This is a genomic window from Paraburkholderia phymatum (genome assembly GCF_040965635.1).
In the GTDB taxonomy this organism is placed as follows: Bacteria; Pseudomonadota; Gammaproteobacteria; order Burkholderiales; family Burkholderiaceae; genus Paraburkholderia; species Paraburkholderia phymatum_B.
In genome coordinates this window covers 144,482-156,893 of the sequence record NZ_JBFRCH010000007.1, presented here as the reverse complement: position 1 = coordinate 156,893, position 12,412 = coordinate 144,482, and the positions used below count along the sequence as shown (strand labels likewise).

Annotated in this window: 21 protein-coding genes; 2 read left to right on the top strand and 19 right to left on the bottom strand. The window is 58.6% G+C overall.

The genetic code is table 11. The features are described 5' to 3' along the window. Positions 1–157: 157 nt before the first annotated feature. From AB4Y32_RS16255 to AB4Y32_RS16165, 19 genes are all read right to left on the bottom strand, one after another. Positions 158–1,102 carry a hypothetical protein gene (locus AB4Y32_RS16255; RefSeq protein ID WP_368722311.1) on the bottom strand — a complete coding sequence of 315 codons (945 nt, stop codon included), beginning with the start codon at positions 1,100–1,102 and terminating at the stop codon, positions 158–160. Between the two features lie 24 nt (positions 1,103–1,126). Next, positions 1,127–1,564, bottom strand: coding sequence for a hypothetical protein (locus AB4Y32_RS16250; protein WP_368722310.1), 438 nt, complete (start codon positions 1,562–1,564; stop codon positions 1,127–1,129). 142 nt (positions 1,565–1,706) lie between these two features. Then, entirely contained in the window at positions 1,707–2,150 is a 444-nt protein-coding gene (locus AB4Y32_RS16245) for a single-stranded DNA-binding protein (protein ID WP_368722309.1), read from the bottom strand. 24 nt (positions 2,151–2,174) lie between these two features. Continuing rightward, the gene (locus AB4Y32_RS16240) at positions 2,175–2,822 is read right to left on the bottom strand and encodes a lambda exonuclease family protein (RefSeq protein ID WP_368722308.1); all 648 of its coding nucleotides are present in this window, start codon (positions 2,820–2,822) and stop codon (positions 2,175–2,177) included. After that, complete coding sequence (locus AB4Y32_RS16235) at positions 2,819–3,445, bottom strand: ERF family protein (RefSeq protein ID WP_368722307.1); 627 nt, start codon at positions 3,443–3,445, stop codon at positions 2,819–2,821. Before AB4Y32_RS16235 ends, AB4Y32_RS16240 begins: the two co-directional genes overlap by 4 nt. Positions 3,446–3,627: 182 nt before the next feature. Beyond that, positions 3,628–5,037, bottom strand: a complete 1,410-nt coding sequence (locus AB4Y32_RS16230; protein ID WP_368722306.1) for a hypothetical protein — start codon at positions 5,035–5,037, stop codon at positions 3,628–3,630. Beyond that, positions 5,030–5,233 carry a hypothetical protein gene (locus AB4Y32_RS16225; protein WP_368722305.1) on the bottom strand — a complete coding sequence of 68 codons (204 nt, stop codon included), beginning with the start codon at positions 5,231–5,233 and terminating at the stop codon, positions 5,030–5,032. Before AB4Y32_RS16225 ends, AB4Y32_RS16230 begins: the two co-directional genes overlap by 8 nt. Continuing rightward, entirely contained in the window at positions 5,226–5,558 is a 333-nt protein-coding gene (locus AB4Y32_RS16220; protein ID WP_368722304.1) for a hypothetical protein, read from the bottom strand. The genes AB4Y32_RS16225 and AB4Y32_RS16220 overlap by 8 nt, the downstream gene beginning before the upstream one ends. Before the next feature lie 192 nt (positions 5,559–5,750). Next, positions 5,751–5,960, bottom strand: a complete 210-nt coding sequence (locus tag AB4Y32_RS16215; RefSeq protein WP_368722303.1) for a hypothetical protein — start codon at positions 5,958–5,960, stop codon at positions 5,751–5,753. Next, positions 5,957–6,229 carry a hypothetical protein gene (locus tag AB4Y32_RS16210; protein WP_368722302.1) on the bottom strand — a complete coding sequence of 91 codons (273 nt, stop codon included), beginning with the start codon at positions 6,227–6,229 and terminating at the stop codon, positions 5,957–5,959. The genes AB4Y32_RS16215 and AB4Y32_RS16210 overlap by 4 nt, the downstream gene beginning before the upstream one ends. Further along, positions 6,226–6,462 carry a hypothetical protein gene (locus AB4Y32_RS16205; protein WP_368722301.1) on the bottom strand — a complete coding sequence of 79 codons (237 nt, stop codon included), beginning with the start codon at positions 6,460–6,462 and terminating at the stop codon, positions 6,226–6,228. Before AB4Y32_RS16205 ends, AB4Y32_RS16210 begins: the two co-directional genes overlap by 4 nt. After that, positions 6,459–6,632, bottom strand: a complete 174-nt coding sequence (locus AB4Y32_RS16200) for a hypothetical protein (RefSeq protein ID WP_368722300.1) — start codon at positions 6,630–6,632, stop codon at positions 6,459–6,461. The genes AB4Y32_RS16205 and AB4Y32_RS16200 overlap by 4 nt, the downstream gene beginning before the upstream one ends. A 118-nt stretch (positions 6,633–6,750) precedes the next feature. Next, positions 6,751–7,008 (bottom strand): acyl carrier protein, encoded by a 258-nt coding sequence (locus AB4Y32_RS16195; protein ID WP_368722299.1) that lies wholly within the window; start codon positions 7,006–7,008, stop codon positions 6,751–6,753. Between the two features lie 88 nt (positions 7,009–7,096). Continuing rightward, a complete protein-coding gene (locus AB4Y32_RS16190) occupies positions 7,097–7,465 on the bottom strand; it encodes a hypothetical protein (RefSeq protein ID WP_368722298.1) in 369 nt (122 codons plus the stop codon). A gap of 151 nt (positions 7,466–7,616) precedes the next feature. After that, on the bottom strand, positions 7,617–8,021 hold the full coding sequence (locus AB4Y32_RS16185; RefSeq protein ID WP_368722297.1) for a hypothetical protein: 405 nt from the start codon (positions 8,019–8,021) through the stop codon (positions 7,617–7,619). 142 nt (positions 8,022–8,163) lie between these two features. Then, positions 8,164–8,349 carry a hypothetical protein gene (locus tag AB4Y32_RS16180; RefSeq protein ID WP_368722296.1) on the bottom strand — a complete coding sequence of 62 codons (186 nt, stop codon included), beginning with the start codon at positions 8,347–8,349 and terminating at the stop codon, positions 8,164–8,166. 417 nt (positions 8,350–8,766) lie between these two features. After that, on the bottom strand, positions 8,767–9,066 hold the full coding sequence (locus AB4Y32_RS16175; RefSeq protein WP_368722295.1) for a hypothetical protein: 300 nt from the start codon (positions 9,064–9,066) through the stop codon (positions 8,767–8,769). 747 nt (positions 9,067–9,813) lie between these two features. After that, positions 9,814–10,356, bottom strand: a complete 543-nt coding sequence (locus AB4Y32_RS16170; RefSeq protein ID WP_368722294.1) for a hypothetical protein — start codon at positions 10,354–10,356, stop codon at positions 9,814–9,816. Next, complete coding sequence (locus AB4Y32_RS16165; protein WP_368722293.1) at positions 10,356–11,177, bottom strand: helix-turn-helix transcriptional regulator; 822 nt, start codon at positions 11,175–11,177, stop codon at positions 10,356–10,358. The genes AB4Y32_RS16170 and AB4Y32_RS16165 overlap by 1 nt, the downstream gene beginning before the upstream one ends. A gap of 108 nt (positions 11,178–11,285) precedes the next feature. Here AB4Y32_RS16165 and AB4Y32_RS16160 point away from each other — a divergent pair, with 108 nt between their 5' ends. Both AB4Y32_RS16160 and AB4Y32_RS16155 read left to right on the top strand, forming a co-directional pair. Next, on the top strand, positions 11,286–11,597 hold the full coding sequence (locus AB4Y32_RS16160) for a transcriptional regulator (RefSeq protein ID WP_368722292.1): 312 nt from the start codon (positions 11,286–11,288) through the stop codon (positions 11,595–11,597). Between the two features lie 181 nt (positions 11,598–11,778). After that, complete coding sequence (locus tag AB4Y32_RS16155) at positions 11,779–12,126, top strand: XRE family transcriptional regulator (protein ID WP_368722291.1); 348 nt, start codon at positions 11,779–11,781, stop codon at positions 12,124–12,126. Positions 12,127–12,412 lie beyond the last annotated feature (286 nt).

The following is a 12,412-nucleotide window of genomic DNA, read 5'->3' as shown; positions in this document are numbered from 1 at the left end:
ATTCGCGAAACATCATCCTCACTGAGCCAAGCTTTACCCTTCAGGCCATCTGGCTCTGTGTGCGCAACCCATTCCCTCTGAAAAACGGGGATGACATATTCGTTTGGCCGAAAATCGCGCCACCGGCCAGTTGGATAATCAAGAACAAGTGTAGATTTCACTTGGCGGCCTCGGTCTTGTTCTGTGGGCAGAATTCGCAAGTATCGCCAGTCGTCCCGTCGCACCCACACGCTATCTGCCGGTCGCTCTCGCACTTCCACTCGATGACTTCGAGGATCGCCGCGCGGAGCATCGCCCAGTGTCCCCACCCCATGCGAACGCCGCTCACGCTGTTGTCGGCCTCAACAATGTCGGTTATGTTCTTCTCGACGCTGTCGAGCTTTCCGGCGAGTTTCTCAACGAGAATGCGGCCACGAACGCGCTGCTCATCCGTCAACTTGCTCACAGGGTTATCAACCGTTTCTGTGGATAACTTGGGCGGCTCGCCGAAAGTGACGCGGGCGTAATCGGCACAAACCGCCTTCACCGAATCCAGATAACCTCCGCCGTTCCAATCCCGGTTGGCGTGACGGGATGCGATGTCAATCCACTGATTGAGTGTCAGCGTTTTCGGCTCGCTGGCGGGGTGCAGATACAGTTTCGCGCCAACGGGAATGTCATCCCACGAGATCAGCGCTTCCATGTGGTAGCCGCGTTCGACAGGGTCGTGTGCAACAACTCCAACCGGCTCCCTGGCCCCCGCGTCGGACTTGGCGGATAGTGCGGCGTTGACCGCGTTAGCGAGTTCATGCGCTCGCGGGATATACATCGTGCCGAGCCAGGAATTCACCTGGACGCCCGCGACCAGCAAATTGGCACCAACGCAGCTTTCCTCCACGGTCGCCCACGATCCCGCATCGACGGCTGGCGCCACTGCTGCGGGAGTGGCGCGAGGCGTCCCGATGAACGCAAGCAAATGCTCGGCGCAGTTGCGAATGACTTGAGCTTGCGCCTCGGTGAAGTCATCGATGCCGGAAAGGCTGTTGTGACCGATGGTCAGGATCGTTTCTGCATCAACCTCGACGCTGACCGACCAGCCTTGAATTTCTAGAATGTTGCTCATGGTTATCGTTGCCCTTGCGGTAGATCAGAATGGAACATCGCTATCGGTGTCATCGTCAATCTCGACAGCCTTCACTCGCGGCACGGCTTTCACGCGAATGCGGATCATGTCTTTGCCGTCGAGGTCGTAGCAGTCGCTAAGATCGATGAAAGCCTTGTAGCGGGCTTTGCTGCGCGTGCTCGCCGTCACCGTGAATACGGCTGGGCTATCCCAGTCGTCCCACCTGTCGCGTGGCAACAGGCACTTCCATTCGCGCAAAGCTGGACGGTCGATGATGTCGCCGTACACAACCTCGCATGTCGGGTGATAGCGACCCTCGGTCTCGCTCTTGTCGCCATCAATCACAACGCAGAGATAGTGACCATCTGCGCCGACGATCACGCCGCGCTCGCCGTAACACGTCACCTGACGCCCACGCTCGGCGGGAACGCCGTAGTGCTTTCTGATGTAGTCGAAGCTCATGTTGTTGTTCAAAAAGAAAGGGCGACCTAGCCATAGCCGCCCTCTAAGCGCCGCCCTTCCGCACGGGGACAAAAGCGGAAGGGAGAAGATTTGCCCGACGATTAATCCCTTGCGGGACACGGCTCGCGGGCGGTGCCTCGATCTAGAACGGCACGTCGTCTGCCATGTCCTCGAAGCCGCCACCAGCCGGCGCGGCTTGACGTTGTTGCTGGCGCGCTGCTGGGCGTTGCTGCTGTTGCGGTTGCTGTTGTGCAGGCGCTTGCTGTTGTCCGCCGCCAGCCAGGTCAATCGCAGTGATGCGCGCGGCCAGTTTCACGCCTTCGCCGCCGCCGTCCTTCTGGAAGGTCTCAATGTGGGCGTCTTCGAGGGCAACAGTAACGAGGGTGCCCTTCGTGAGGTATGGAGCCAGTGCTTCGGCACGCTTGCCCCACAGCGCACCGTCGACCCACTGAACCGGTTTCTTGCCGTCGTCGCCTTTGCGACCGTAGCTGAACGCCAGAGAGACGCTTGCGACTGCATCGCCGCCCGTTGTGTTGCGTACTTCGACATCGCGGCCAATCCGCGCCAGTCCGAAAATCTGAATCATGGTTTCGCTCTTGTGTAAGGTGAATCAGGCGGCCATCGCCGCAATCTGTTTGTGGGTGTCGTCGACTTCAATCAGGAACTGACGAAGCTCGATCTCGTATTCCTTGATCGCCTCTTCGTCGCGCTCATAGCGGAACACGAACAACTGAAGCTTTTCCGGCATCTCTGGATCGAAAGAAACGAAGTCGACAAACTCCGCGCCGGTCACGAGCATGTTGTGAAGAACCTGCTTCATGTACGTCGGCGGCACGCGCTGCTCGACCAGGTATTTGAAGTGCGTCTTCGTCTTCGGGCACTTCGCTTCCCAAATGCCGAACCGGCCACCGTCCTCGATGAAGCCGTCGACGCTGCACCCGGCCATCATGTCTTCGCGGTACACGAACGGGCTTTCCACGACCGTGATGCCCGTCGCGATCTCGTAACGCATGCGGGCGAACGGCTCACGCTCCTGTCCGCGATCGGTGTCGGCGGTGGAGAACTCATCGCCGCACGGTTTGCACAGAAGGCGCTCAAGCGCGAGTTGAACGCGGTAGTCGGCACGCGTCGCAGCCTCGCCAGACTTGACCTTGGCCGTCACGCAATCGGCCTTAGATCCGGTCGCCCGGCCAGCGCGATCCGCAAGCCACTCGGGCGTGTTCTGCGGATGCTCCGAGACAATGAAATTCCGCTTCATTGCGCACCTCCTTCGAGCGTGGCCTTCTTCTTGTCGGCCATCGTCTTGAACTGATTCCAGCCCTTGACGTCGCCGACTGCCTCAAACGCGGCTCCAGCCAGGGCGCGAATGCGGCGCACGTCGTCGACCGTCGCAGCGTCGAGCAACTGGCTTTCGTACTTCATGAACGTTTCGTCGCCGCTCGGCTTCTGTCCTTTGCCGTTGCCGTCGTCATCGTCGGCTTGCTCAGACAGGCCGGTGATCGCCTTGAGCGTGTAGCGCTCCAGATAGGTCTTCGTGCTGGCGCGTGCCTGAATCGCGTTCTTCGCCCCGCCCGCGTCAGGCGGCCCGCCCATCGACACGCTTTCCTCGTGGCCGTTGACGTGGCGCAGGTAGCACGTCACTTCCATCCAGTCCTTTTCGTCCTTCGTCAGCTTCCACGACGACGACAGTCCGTGTTTCGAGAGTGCCGGCGTTACTGCGTTCACCACATCGTGCAGTTCGGCGTAGCTCTTGTTCTTCAGCGGGCCATCCGTGACCTTGCGACCTTTGATGATCGTCACGGCTTCAGCCTTGAACGCGGAGAACGCCGCGTCGAAAGCGCGCTTCGCTTCCTTGGCTTCCCACTGCGTTTGAAGCGCCATCAGGCGTTCAAGCTTGTCAAGATCGGCTCCGCTCTCAACCGCGATGCGGAGAAGGTCGGCAGGCGTCGCGGAACCAGCCGTTACGGCTCGCGTCTGCTTTACTGCTGGCGGCCTCGCCGCTGGTGTTGCCATCTCAACATCGGTGATATCTGCCATCGTTGCGGTTTGCATACTTGCTCCAGTTAGTTAGCGGCGACGTTCGCGGCGGCGAAATATTCATCTGCTGCGGCGTAGTCGAATTTCTTGATCCATTGCATGACGTCGCCAATCTCGACGTCGTAATGCTTCGCCAGCGTCTCGACGATTTCCACATCGCCGGGGCCGTTCTTCGCGAACTCCATGCGAACCCGGCGAATCTGCTCGCGCTCGGCGGCGTCCTTCTCAGCTTTCAAGCGAGCCTCTTCGGCTGCCTGCGCCTCTGCGATACGTTCCGCCTCGGCGCGTTCCGCAGCTTCCGCAGCCTCACGCCGTGCGCGCTCCTCTGCGGCTTCCTGCTCAAGTCGCTCCGCATCCGCCAACATCCGGCGAATCTCCGCAACGGCGGTCGTCTTCGCCATCTCTGCCGCGCCAGCCAGCACGCCAAACCGCTCCGGGTCGATCTCCCATGCTTCCGTCTCGGCAAGCGTCTCGCGAATGCATGCGATGGTGCCGCCCTTGCGAACGCCAGAGCGGCCAGTGACGGCGATCATGACTTGCTGTTGGATGCCCTGAATTTCGGACATTGCCGCTTGAGTGAGTGCGGCGGCTTTGCGTTCAGCGGCGAACGCGGCGTCGGCTTTCTCCTTTGCGGCTCGCTGATCGGCTTCGATGCGCTCACGCTCTTCCCGCAACTCTGCGGCTGCCTTATCCTGCTCCGCCTTCACGCGAGCCGCCTCTCGTTCTCGCGCCTCACGCGCCAACCGCTCGTCAAGCGCCCTCGCCTCGGCAATCTGGCGGTCACGTTCGGCAGCTTCGCGTCGGAGCCTTTCGAGTTCCGCGCGCTCCTCGGCGAGGCGGGCTTGTTCGGCTTCGTGCGCCCTCTGCGCGGCGTGCATCTCGCGAAGCTTTTCAAGCGCCGCAATCTTTGCCATTTCAGCTTCGCCGGAGAATTCAGCGAAGTCGCTCAGTTCGATAGATGCAGCATCCAGCCCTTCGATGCAGCAGGCGATGTGCTCTGACGGCTTACCAATCATCGCAGCAGGAATCGCCTTCATCTCGTCGATGCGCTTGCGGATGCCATCGACTCGCTGCTTCTCGGCGGCGGCTTTGGCGGCTTTCTCGCGCTCGATCTCGGCATCCCAAGCGTCTCGAAGACCTTGCAGGCGCGCTTCCTCCGGCTCAGTCAGCGCAACAAGGCGCTTCTCTTCGGCGATCACGGCCTTACTGAACGCCGTCGCATCCTCGCGTGCGCCCTTGGCAGCCTTCTCGATGGCGACGCGCGTGTTCTTGAGCGTCATCATTGCGCCGTGGCATTGATCGCGACCGTCCTTGTTCTTGACTTCCGTGATCGTCACCGTCTTGGCGACGAGTTCGCGGATTTCCTGCTCATACTTCGGTGCGCCCAGCGCGACGGATGCGCGTTCGGGCAGGGTCAATGCTTTTTCTTCACTCACTTGTTTCCCCTTTCGGTTGACCGCGCCGCACCCATTCGGCGACGAGGTTGTTGTATTCGCGCTTCGTTTGCTCGCGTTGCTGGCGTTCGTCGTACCAGGCTTGGCCGTCTGCGCGCTCGAAGCATTCGAGGGAGCGGCCTTTGCTGGCGAGCCGCGAGAGAAGTTCGTCGTTTGAAAGTGACTGCAGATCAGTCATTTGTGGCTCCGGTTGCCTTGTCGATTGCCGCCAGAGCTCGGTCTACTGCGTCGCAGAAGTGGACGTTTTGCTTGAGGCGCTGGGCGTATTTCAGCCAGCCTTGATCTTTTACCCATTGAAGCGCTTCCAGAAGATCAGGCGCAGCCTGAAACAGACACGCAACCGCTTCGGCCTCTTCCGTCGAGCAATCTGGGCCGCGCTGCACGTTGGCGTAGATGCGATTGCAGAACTGTTCTTCACCCTTTCGCCAGCCAGCGTGTTGGAGCGCGTACACCGTCGTGCCGGTACGCAGATATGGGCCGGGTGTGTGCTTTGTCTCGCTCATCACGCACCTCCGCGAATGAACTGCACATGCTGGAACTGCCGTGCGACGCTGGGCGGAACGTAGGCACCGCTTATGTTGACCTTGGGCGTCAGGCGTAGCCGTTGTTCCATCCAGCGGCGGCGCTGCTCTCGATTCAGGTGCGAGGCGTATCGTCGGATCGCCGGTCGAAGTTGCATTGCGGTCATAGTCCCCTCAGCTAATCAGTGTGTGAACTGCCATCATCACAATCGCAACAACGATGCAGCCGCAAGCGATGCCAGCCGTCAGTTCGTGTGTGCGTGCGGTCTGCGCCAACAGCGCGTTATCGTTCGCAGCCCGGCGCAACCCTTCCGCCGATAGCGTCACGACGAAGTGTTCTGCGTCGTCGGATTCGCGGTCGTCTACTACGGTCCAGGTGGTCATGCTTCCCTCGCTTTGGAATTCATGGCGCGGTCGCTATCGACGAAGAAATCCTCGTAGCTGTGCTCTGTTCCGTTGCCGTCCATAAACACAAAGTGGTCGCCGATTCGGCAGACTTGGAGCAGCCCGCACACGTCGATTCGGTACAGCCCTGTCTGAACTTCGAAGTCGTTGACGGGCCACCAATAGCGCTTGTCGTTCACCCAATAGCCCGCAAAGAACGGCTGCGGCAGACTGTTTATCCAGTCCATGTCGAGAAGGTCGTCGGTCATGGCTTCTCCCTCGCGCGAAGCATCGCGTCAGCGATGAAATACGCGCCGTCCGTCGCGCAATCGACCGCATGTGCGGTCATGCTTCCGTCCGCCTCAACGGTCGCCGAAACAATCGCTTGCATCGCCTTCGCCGCGAAGTAATCGCGGACTGTGACGCCAAGGTTGATATACGGCGTTTCGTTCAGATCGCCGCACCAAGGAAAGGCGCCGCCGCCAGTGTTGATATCGCTCATCGCACACCTCCGAAATACCGCACTTCGGCGTCAATCCGTTCCCAGTAGGTGTCATCCCAGACGGCTGCGCGCTGCTCTTCCGTCAGCGGCTCGTAGTCGTCATCCGATCCCGCAAGAAGCATGTCATCATGGTTCGGCAGCGTATCGACCATCCTTTGTCGCGATTTCATTTGAAGTACTCCTATCCGTTAAGTGGAGAACCCTGGCGAATCAAACGATCCACGGTGGATTCGTCAGGGTGGTCCGTTGACGGGGACCAGGCGGCGGCCTCTCGCCGCTCGCGGCTTATCAAGCGGCCGTCGCTTTCTCGGAAACCGCTGCCGTCACATAGTCAACGATCTGTTGGCCGGTTTTCATCGCCCACATCGGCTCATCGGGAATTTCAATCCCGAATTCATCCTCGACAGTAATCGTGACTTCGAGAAGGTCCAGCGAATCGCATGTGTACGCGTCCTCCAGATTCGCCGCCAAGTCAATTTCGCCCGCTTCGACGCAGAACTGCGCTGCCAGAATCGTTCTGACGCGTTCTTCGATGTTCGTTTGCATGTTTATCTCCTGTGTTGGTGCCGGTTACGGTTCCGGCATCGCGTCCGACATAACCCGTCGGTCAGAGGTCCGCGACGATTTGTGGTGCTCAGTCGTGGTACCCGTATCGGTCCAGTTCTTCCTGCGCCCGGTCATTGGCGCTTTTTCGACAAGCTAAGCAGACGTCATACAGGCGACCGTATGAGCCTTCCTCGTAATCACGCATCGAACGCAAGTCCGTCGCATGCTTGCCGCACCATTCGCATGTGCCGGTCGCGCGTTCGGCGGCGGTTGCCGCCATTCCCTCGCAGTGCTCTGCGTAGCATTCGTCGCACATGTCGTGCATCTCGCACCCGAATGAGTCGGTCTCGCCCTGGATGCGGTACGTCGCCGGTCGGTCGGGATGGGAATCGCACATGCCACTGGCGGAATGATGTGCGCCCGGCATCGTGCTTATCGGTCCAGTGATTGCGCTCACACCCTCTCTCCAGTAAGCAGGTAAATCCGATGACGACGGGCCCTTTCTGCGGCATCGCGGCGGTCAACACGAGCGCCCGAATAACACAGCCCCCACGCAATGAACAGGACGACCGGGAAGGCTATCAAGTACCACTTCAGGGCGGTAAGGATTAAGTGCATTTGCTTGCCTCCAGTGCGCTCTCTGCCGTCTCGATGATGTGCCACAGCGCGTTATGCATTGCGGCGTCGTTGCGGTCGCGATTCCAGTACTCGACGATGTGTTCGAGCGCTTCGATCAGTGCCGATTCCTTCTCTTCGGCCTCGTGCAGTGCGCCGTTCAGAATTGCCACTTCGGCGCGAAGCTCATCGACGGAAACCGTTGTGACTTCCTCGGTGAAGTTGGCGTTTGGTTTGCCCTCAAAGTCGAAGATCGCCATGAACAGATCGCCAGCGTCTACTTCATCCATCACGAAGCCGTCACTGGCTGCGGCGTTCAGGAAGTCGTGCAATTGCTGCACTGTGGTTGGCTTGTTCATGGCGCCTCCAAATACTGATGTTGCAAAACGACCGCGCAATCAAAGCAAGTCGTCTCCTCAAACCGCTGAAGCCATCGACCATAGAGCGTGCGCTTCTCGACGCCCTGAGCCAGCTTTCCGCACCTTGGACACGGCTCAAACACTTTCACTTCGAGCGGGCGGGAGCGGAATTGGTCGGAGGTCATGTCTGGTCCTTCAGCGTCTCGACACCGATCAATTGCGCCATTTCGTAGCTGTTCTCGCTGTATCCGCCAAGAGTCAGCGCGTCTTGAAGCTCGGGCACGTCAAGATCGATCGTCTTGAAGAACTCGCCCTCTGCGCCGCTATGGCCTTCACGCCACTTGGTTTTGATGATGAATCGGAGCATGTCAGCCTCCAATAAGAATCGCCCGAAGCCACGGGCACAGGATGAGCAGAACGAGCGTTGCGCCAACGCCGAATACCATGCCTTGGCACATGTAGTAGGTTTTTGTGTTCCACATATCACCACCCCAATTGAGGTACGCCCTCTATCGCCGGCCTCCGCAGCATCCCGTCAGGCGTCCAGCGAAGGTAGGCGTGAGAGTCGAACGGGTGGCCGGTGCAGATGATGAAGAGGGCGTGGTAGGCCATCGAGTAGAGTTGATTCAGCATGGCTCAGCACCAAACGATCGACGAGTAATCCACACTCGCTACAAACCGCGAGTTACGGTACACATCAAAGTGCCTCGCAAACCGAAGAATGTAGTTGCTGATCTTCGGGGCTCTGGGGATGTAGTCGGAATAGAAAGGCATGGTGGGCTCCTTAACCGACGCGCGTCGAGTACAGGATGTTTGAGTACACGTCGTGAGCACGTTCGCGCTCCGGGCCCACTTCGCACTCGCAGAAGTACGCGTAGGCCGCTTTCTCTGCCTCGCGAATCTTGGCGAGCATGTCGGACTTCAATTCGGCCAGTGTTGGCTTGCTCACGCTGGTGGCGTGCGCGCTATTGCCGTTCGCCATGTAGCGGCCAGATAGTGCTATATCGTGGCTTGCAGCCTCTTCGATCAGGGCCAGTATCCGTGTGAGGAACTCGTCCCGCAGGCGTTCTCTTTCGGTTGTCATGTCTGCTCCAGAAGGACTACTAAACTCGCAGTCCAGTGAAATTCAGTAAGCCACCTAACGGGCGGCATCCCTAACAAAGCGTGCTACGGGAAATGCCAGCACTTCTCCTTCCCGCTTGCAAGGCGGTACTGCTGGCTTTAGGAATTCAGTCTCATGGAACGGGGCCGGCGGTTTTCATCTGATCCGGCTTGGGGCGTGGCACTGATTCCCCGCTTGTACGGCATACGCCGCTCATACCACCTATCACCGCCCGAAGCGGTTGCGATCCTGCGCGCAGTCACCACCTGCGCATTCCCGTTCCATCAGACTGCTTTCCGCAGCACCCAGACCGATCCTGTCAGCCTGACTGCTGCGGGTGCCCCGATTACTACGCGATCGGTGGCCCTTCCTTGGTTCGCGTCCCTTGCGGGAAATGGTTGCGATACTCTGCTTTCACGAGTCCACCATGGGGACAACGACCGGTTGCTCCCTGTACTAGCGGTCCCGGCATTTCTTTGCGTCAATTGTTAATGTGCGAATCGCTTCCAGCTCTGCCGGGGCGAATACCGTGGGCAACGTTGGGTGTTGCTGGCGTTGCTTGGTATGGGTGAATAGTAGCGAAAGGTACGCGTACCGACAAGTAGCGGAGGCTACTAGACGCAATTGTATTTTTTAATTACGGTGATAGTAGCGATAGAAGCTAACGCTTCTAAGCGGGCGCATAAAAAAGCCCGCACTAGGCGGGCTTGATGTTGGGTTGAGGGGTGTTTAGTTGGTCATCTGGCCGTCAGCGTCCCAGTGCTGAATCTTTCGTATCTGACTGCATTCGTCGCCGACACAGATTCCGGGGATGCTAGGCATGCGGTTCTTCGACTCGCGGTAGTTGATCTCGCGCTGCTTCTCGGCCTTGGCTTCGTCTGCTGCGATTTCTTGCGGCGACCGGAGGCACTGGTAGGAGCCATCCCCAAGTGTGTGCTCGCCATATGGGCACTTCGAGCTGGGCGGCGCTACAGAGGCGCTTCGACTCGGCGGCACCGTGCCCTTGCATATGGATTCCACAGACTTCTTCGCGCTCCACGGCTTCACCTTGGATGCGTAGATCGAATCCACCATCGCCAGCGCGTAGGGTTTCTCGCTGTCGGACCAATACGAATCCGTCATGACTTTCTTGGCGCTCTTGATCGAAACGCCGTTGTCGCGGAATTCCGCGATCGTCTCGGGTGCGTCGTCCAGTACCGTCAGGCAATTCGCGTGCACCAAGGGCGCCGAGGCCGCCAGCACAGCAGCCAGGAATGCTGTTCGCCAATTCATCAGTTTCCTCCAGCCAAGCCGGAACCTGATCGATAGATGACCTCGCCGGCCACGTGCAGGCGCTCAAGATTTTCGGGCGTAATCACTTTGTCCGGAAACTCCGCGTTGTATGAGTGCAGGCGCAGCGAGCCATCTGGCTCCTTGAATACCTGTTTCACTAGCGGCTCATCTTCGAGGTAGACGGCATAAATGAGGCCGTCTCGCACGTGCGTCTTTGCCGTGCAGATCATCATCATATCTTTGTTGAAAAGATACGGCTCCATACTGCGCCCGTGCACCTGGGCCAACCTGCAATCTTGCGGGCGCACACCAAGCGCCTTGAAGAAACCAACATCGAACGGAAGCGCTTTTTTTTGCCTTACTTCCCACTGGATCACGCCGGTCCCCGCCGAAAAACGATAGTCATAGCGGTCGATCCACACCCGGCTCTCATCCGGTTCTAGGTCTTCTGGCCGCTCCCAGGTAACAACATTACCCTTCCCTTCAGGGAGCAATTTGTTAAATAAATCGTTTGCGATGCCTGTTTTCGGTGCATCGCTACTAGAAGGTTTATGCTTGTCATGGGCAGGAGCGCCTGCCGTTTGTTCGCGCGAAGTGAACCAACCAGCCATTCCCGGTAAGGACTCGATTTTCCTTATCGTCTTATCGCTTACCGCCTTCCCTCCGGCCAGCATCTGACGCACGAAAGCGCCATCTTTGTACCCCAATATCTTGCCGAATTGAGTCTGATTCCCCTCCGGTTTATCCGGAGTCCCCGTGACCTTTTCTATGGCAGCCCGCAGCAGGTCAATCCGCAGGTGCGCGAGCTCTTGTTCATTCATGGTTCAAAGCGTAGCACGCGCTACGCGTACTAATCGCTCCTCAAATAGTCCTTGACGCACCGTACCGTTCGCTCCTATCATGGCGTAACTGGCTACTAGTGAACGACCATGACACTCGACGAATATTTCAACGAACCCGGCGCACCGACCATGAAGGCGTTCAAAGAAAAGATGAACGCCCTCGGATACGACGTCCAGAGCCCGGACCAGATTCGTCAATGGCGCCATGGCTACTACAAGCGTATCCCAAGCCCAGAGTATTGCATGGGAATTCATCTCGCCACTGATGGCAAGGTCACGCTCCAGGAGTTGAGGCCTGACGACTGGCAGCGCATCTGGCCGGAATACCACGGCGGCAAGAAGACTGGCGGCAACGGAAATCGTAAGACCAAAGAGGCGCCGCGTCCGAGCGCCGTCTAAACCGAGGACGCCCGGATCACCGGGCGATGACACTCCAAAAACATTTACCGGGAGCTGGGGGTGATGGTTCATCTGGAAGCCTTTTTGTTCTTTGCATCGATGCTGGTGCAAAAAATTTTGGCTCTCAGATAACCGCTGATTCAAGCGGTTACACGATGAATTTTTCACTACGGAGCTCGAAATGAACGACCTGCATCTGTTTGGAGGGGTAGTCAACGCGCCGGCCTTCCTGCCGGCTGATGTGATCGCGGCCTGCAACACCTACCGCGAGGCAGTAAGGACGGCATGGGCGCATCGCAGAATCAAGGCGATGACCCAGCGGAGCCTGGCAGAGCGCACTGAGTGCTATCCGTCGCATGTGTCGGATTACCTGCACTCAGACGACAAGCCAACGCGCCGCAGCCTGCCAGCCGACAAGGTAAGCGCCTTCTCGGCGGCAGTAGGTAACTGGGGCGTCCAGCAGTGGCTGAATCGACAGTCGCGGCTGACGATTCTTGAAGAGGTTATTGCGGAGAGGTCGGCAGCGTGAAAGTTGACTTTGGTTGCGTCGAGTTGACGGAGGTTGACTTTCCTTGTGACCCCGTCAGCCCGTACCTTGGAGGCCAGATGAAGGTTGTGATTGTCGTTACGTCCGCGATCCTGCTGGCCACTCTTCTGGCCGCAGCGATCGGCGGTTTTATCCAGTGGTCCTCTGCGATGAGGGTTATGTGATGAAACGAGACTTGTTGAACATGAGGACGCCCGACCAGGAAAGCCAGATGCAGATGGCTCGAAACGTCGCGGCGCTGCGTAGCAAGCAGTAATCGAAGCAACAA

Excerpts from the sequence above, each read along its gene's own strand:
- AB4Y32_RS16255 (WP_368722311.1), bottom strand. The coding sequence starts at position 1,102 with ATGAGCAACATTCTAGAAATTCAAGGCTGGTCGGTCAGCGTCGAGGTT.
- AB4Y32_RS16250 (WP_368722310.1), bottom strand. The coding sequence starts at position 1,564 with ATGAGCTTCGACTACATCAGAAAGCACTACGGCGTTCCCGCCGAGCGT.
- AB4Y32_RS16245 (WP_368722309.1), bottom strand. The coding sequence starts at position 2,150 with ATGATTCAGATTTTCGGACTGGCGCGGATTGGCCGCGATGTCGAAGTA.
- AB4Y32_RS16240 (WP_368722308.1), bottom strand. The coding sequence starts at position 2,822 with ATGAAGCGGAATTTCATTGTCTCGGAGCATCCGCAGAACACGCCCGAG.
- AB4Y32_RS16235 (WP_368722307.1), bottom strand. The coding sequence starts at position 3,445 with ATGGCGCTTCAAACGCAGTGGGAAGCCAAGGAAGCGAAGCGCGCTTTC.
- AB4Y32_RS16225 (WP_368722305.1), bottom strand. The coding sequence starts at position 5,233 with ATGACTGATCTGCAGTCACTTTCAAACGACGAACTTCTCTCGCGGCTC.
- AB4Y32_RS16220 (WP_368722304.1), bottom strand. The coding sequence starts at position 5,558 with ATGAGCGAGACAAAGCACACACCCGGCCCATATCTGCGTACCGGCACG.
- AB4Y32_RS16215 (WP_368722303.1), bottom strand. The coding sequence starts at position 5,960 with ATGACCACCTGGACCGTAGTAGACGACCGCGAATCCGACGACGCAGAA.
- AB4Y32_RS16210 (WP_368722302.1), bottom strand. The coding sequence starts at position 6,229 with ATGACCGACGACCTTCTCGACATGGACTGGATAAACAGTCTGCCGCAG.
- AB4Y32_RS16205 (WP_368722301.1), bottom strand. The coding sequence starts at position 6,462 with ATGAGCGATATCAACACTGGCGGCGGCGCCTTTCCTTGGTGCGGCGAT.
- AB4Y32_RS16200 (WP_368722300.1), bottom strand. The coding sequence starts at position 6,632 with ATGAAATCGCGACAAAGGATGGTCGATACGCTGCCGAACCATGATGAC.
- AB4Y32_RS16195 (WP_368722299.1), bottom strand. The coding sequence starts at position 7,008 with ATGCAAACGAACATCGAAGAACGCGTCAGAACGATTCTGGCAGCGCAG.
- AB4Y32_RS16180 (WP_368722296.1), bottom strand. The coding sequence starts at position 8,349 with ATGCTCCGATTCATCATCAAAACCAAGTGGCGTGAAGGCCATAGCGGC.
- AB4Y32_RS16175 (WP_368722295.1), bottom strand. The coding sequence starts at position 9,066 with ATGACAACCGAAAGAGAACGCCTGCGGGACGAGTTCCTCACACGGATA.
- AB4Y32_RS16170 (WP_368722294.1), bottom strand. The coding sequence starts at position 10,356 with ATGAATTGGCGAACAGCATTCCTGGCTGCTGTGCTGGCGGCCTCGGCG.
- AB4Y32_RS16165 (WP_368722293.1), bottom strand. The coding sequence starts at position 11,177 with ATGAATGAACAAGAGCTCGCGCACCTGCGGATTGACCTGCTGCGGGCT.
- AB4Y32_RS16160 (WP_368722292.1), top strand. The coding sequence starts at position 11,286 with ATGACACTCGACGAATATTTCAACGAACCCGGCGCACCGACCATGAAG.
- AB4Y32_RS16155 (WP_368722291.1), top strand. The coding sequence starts at position 11,779 with ATGAACGACCTGCATCTGTTTGGAGGGGTAGTCAACGCGCCGGCCTTC.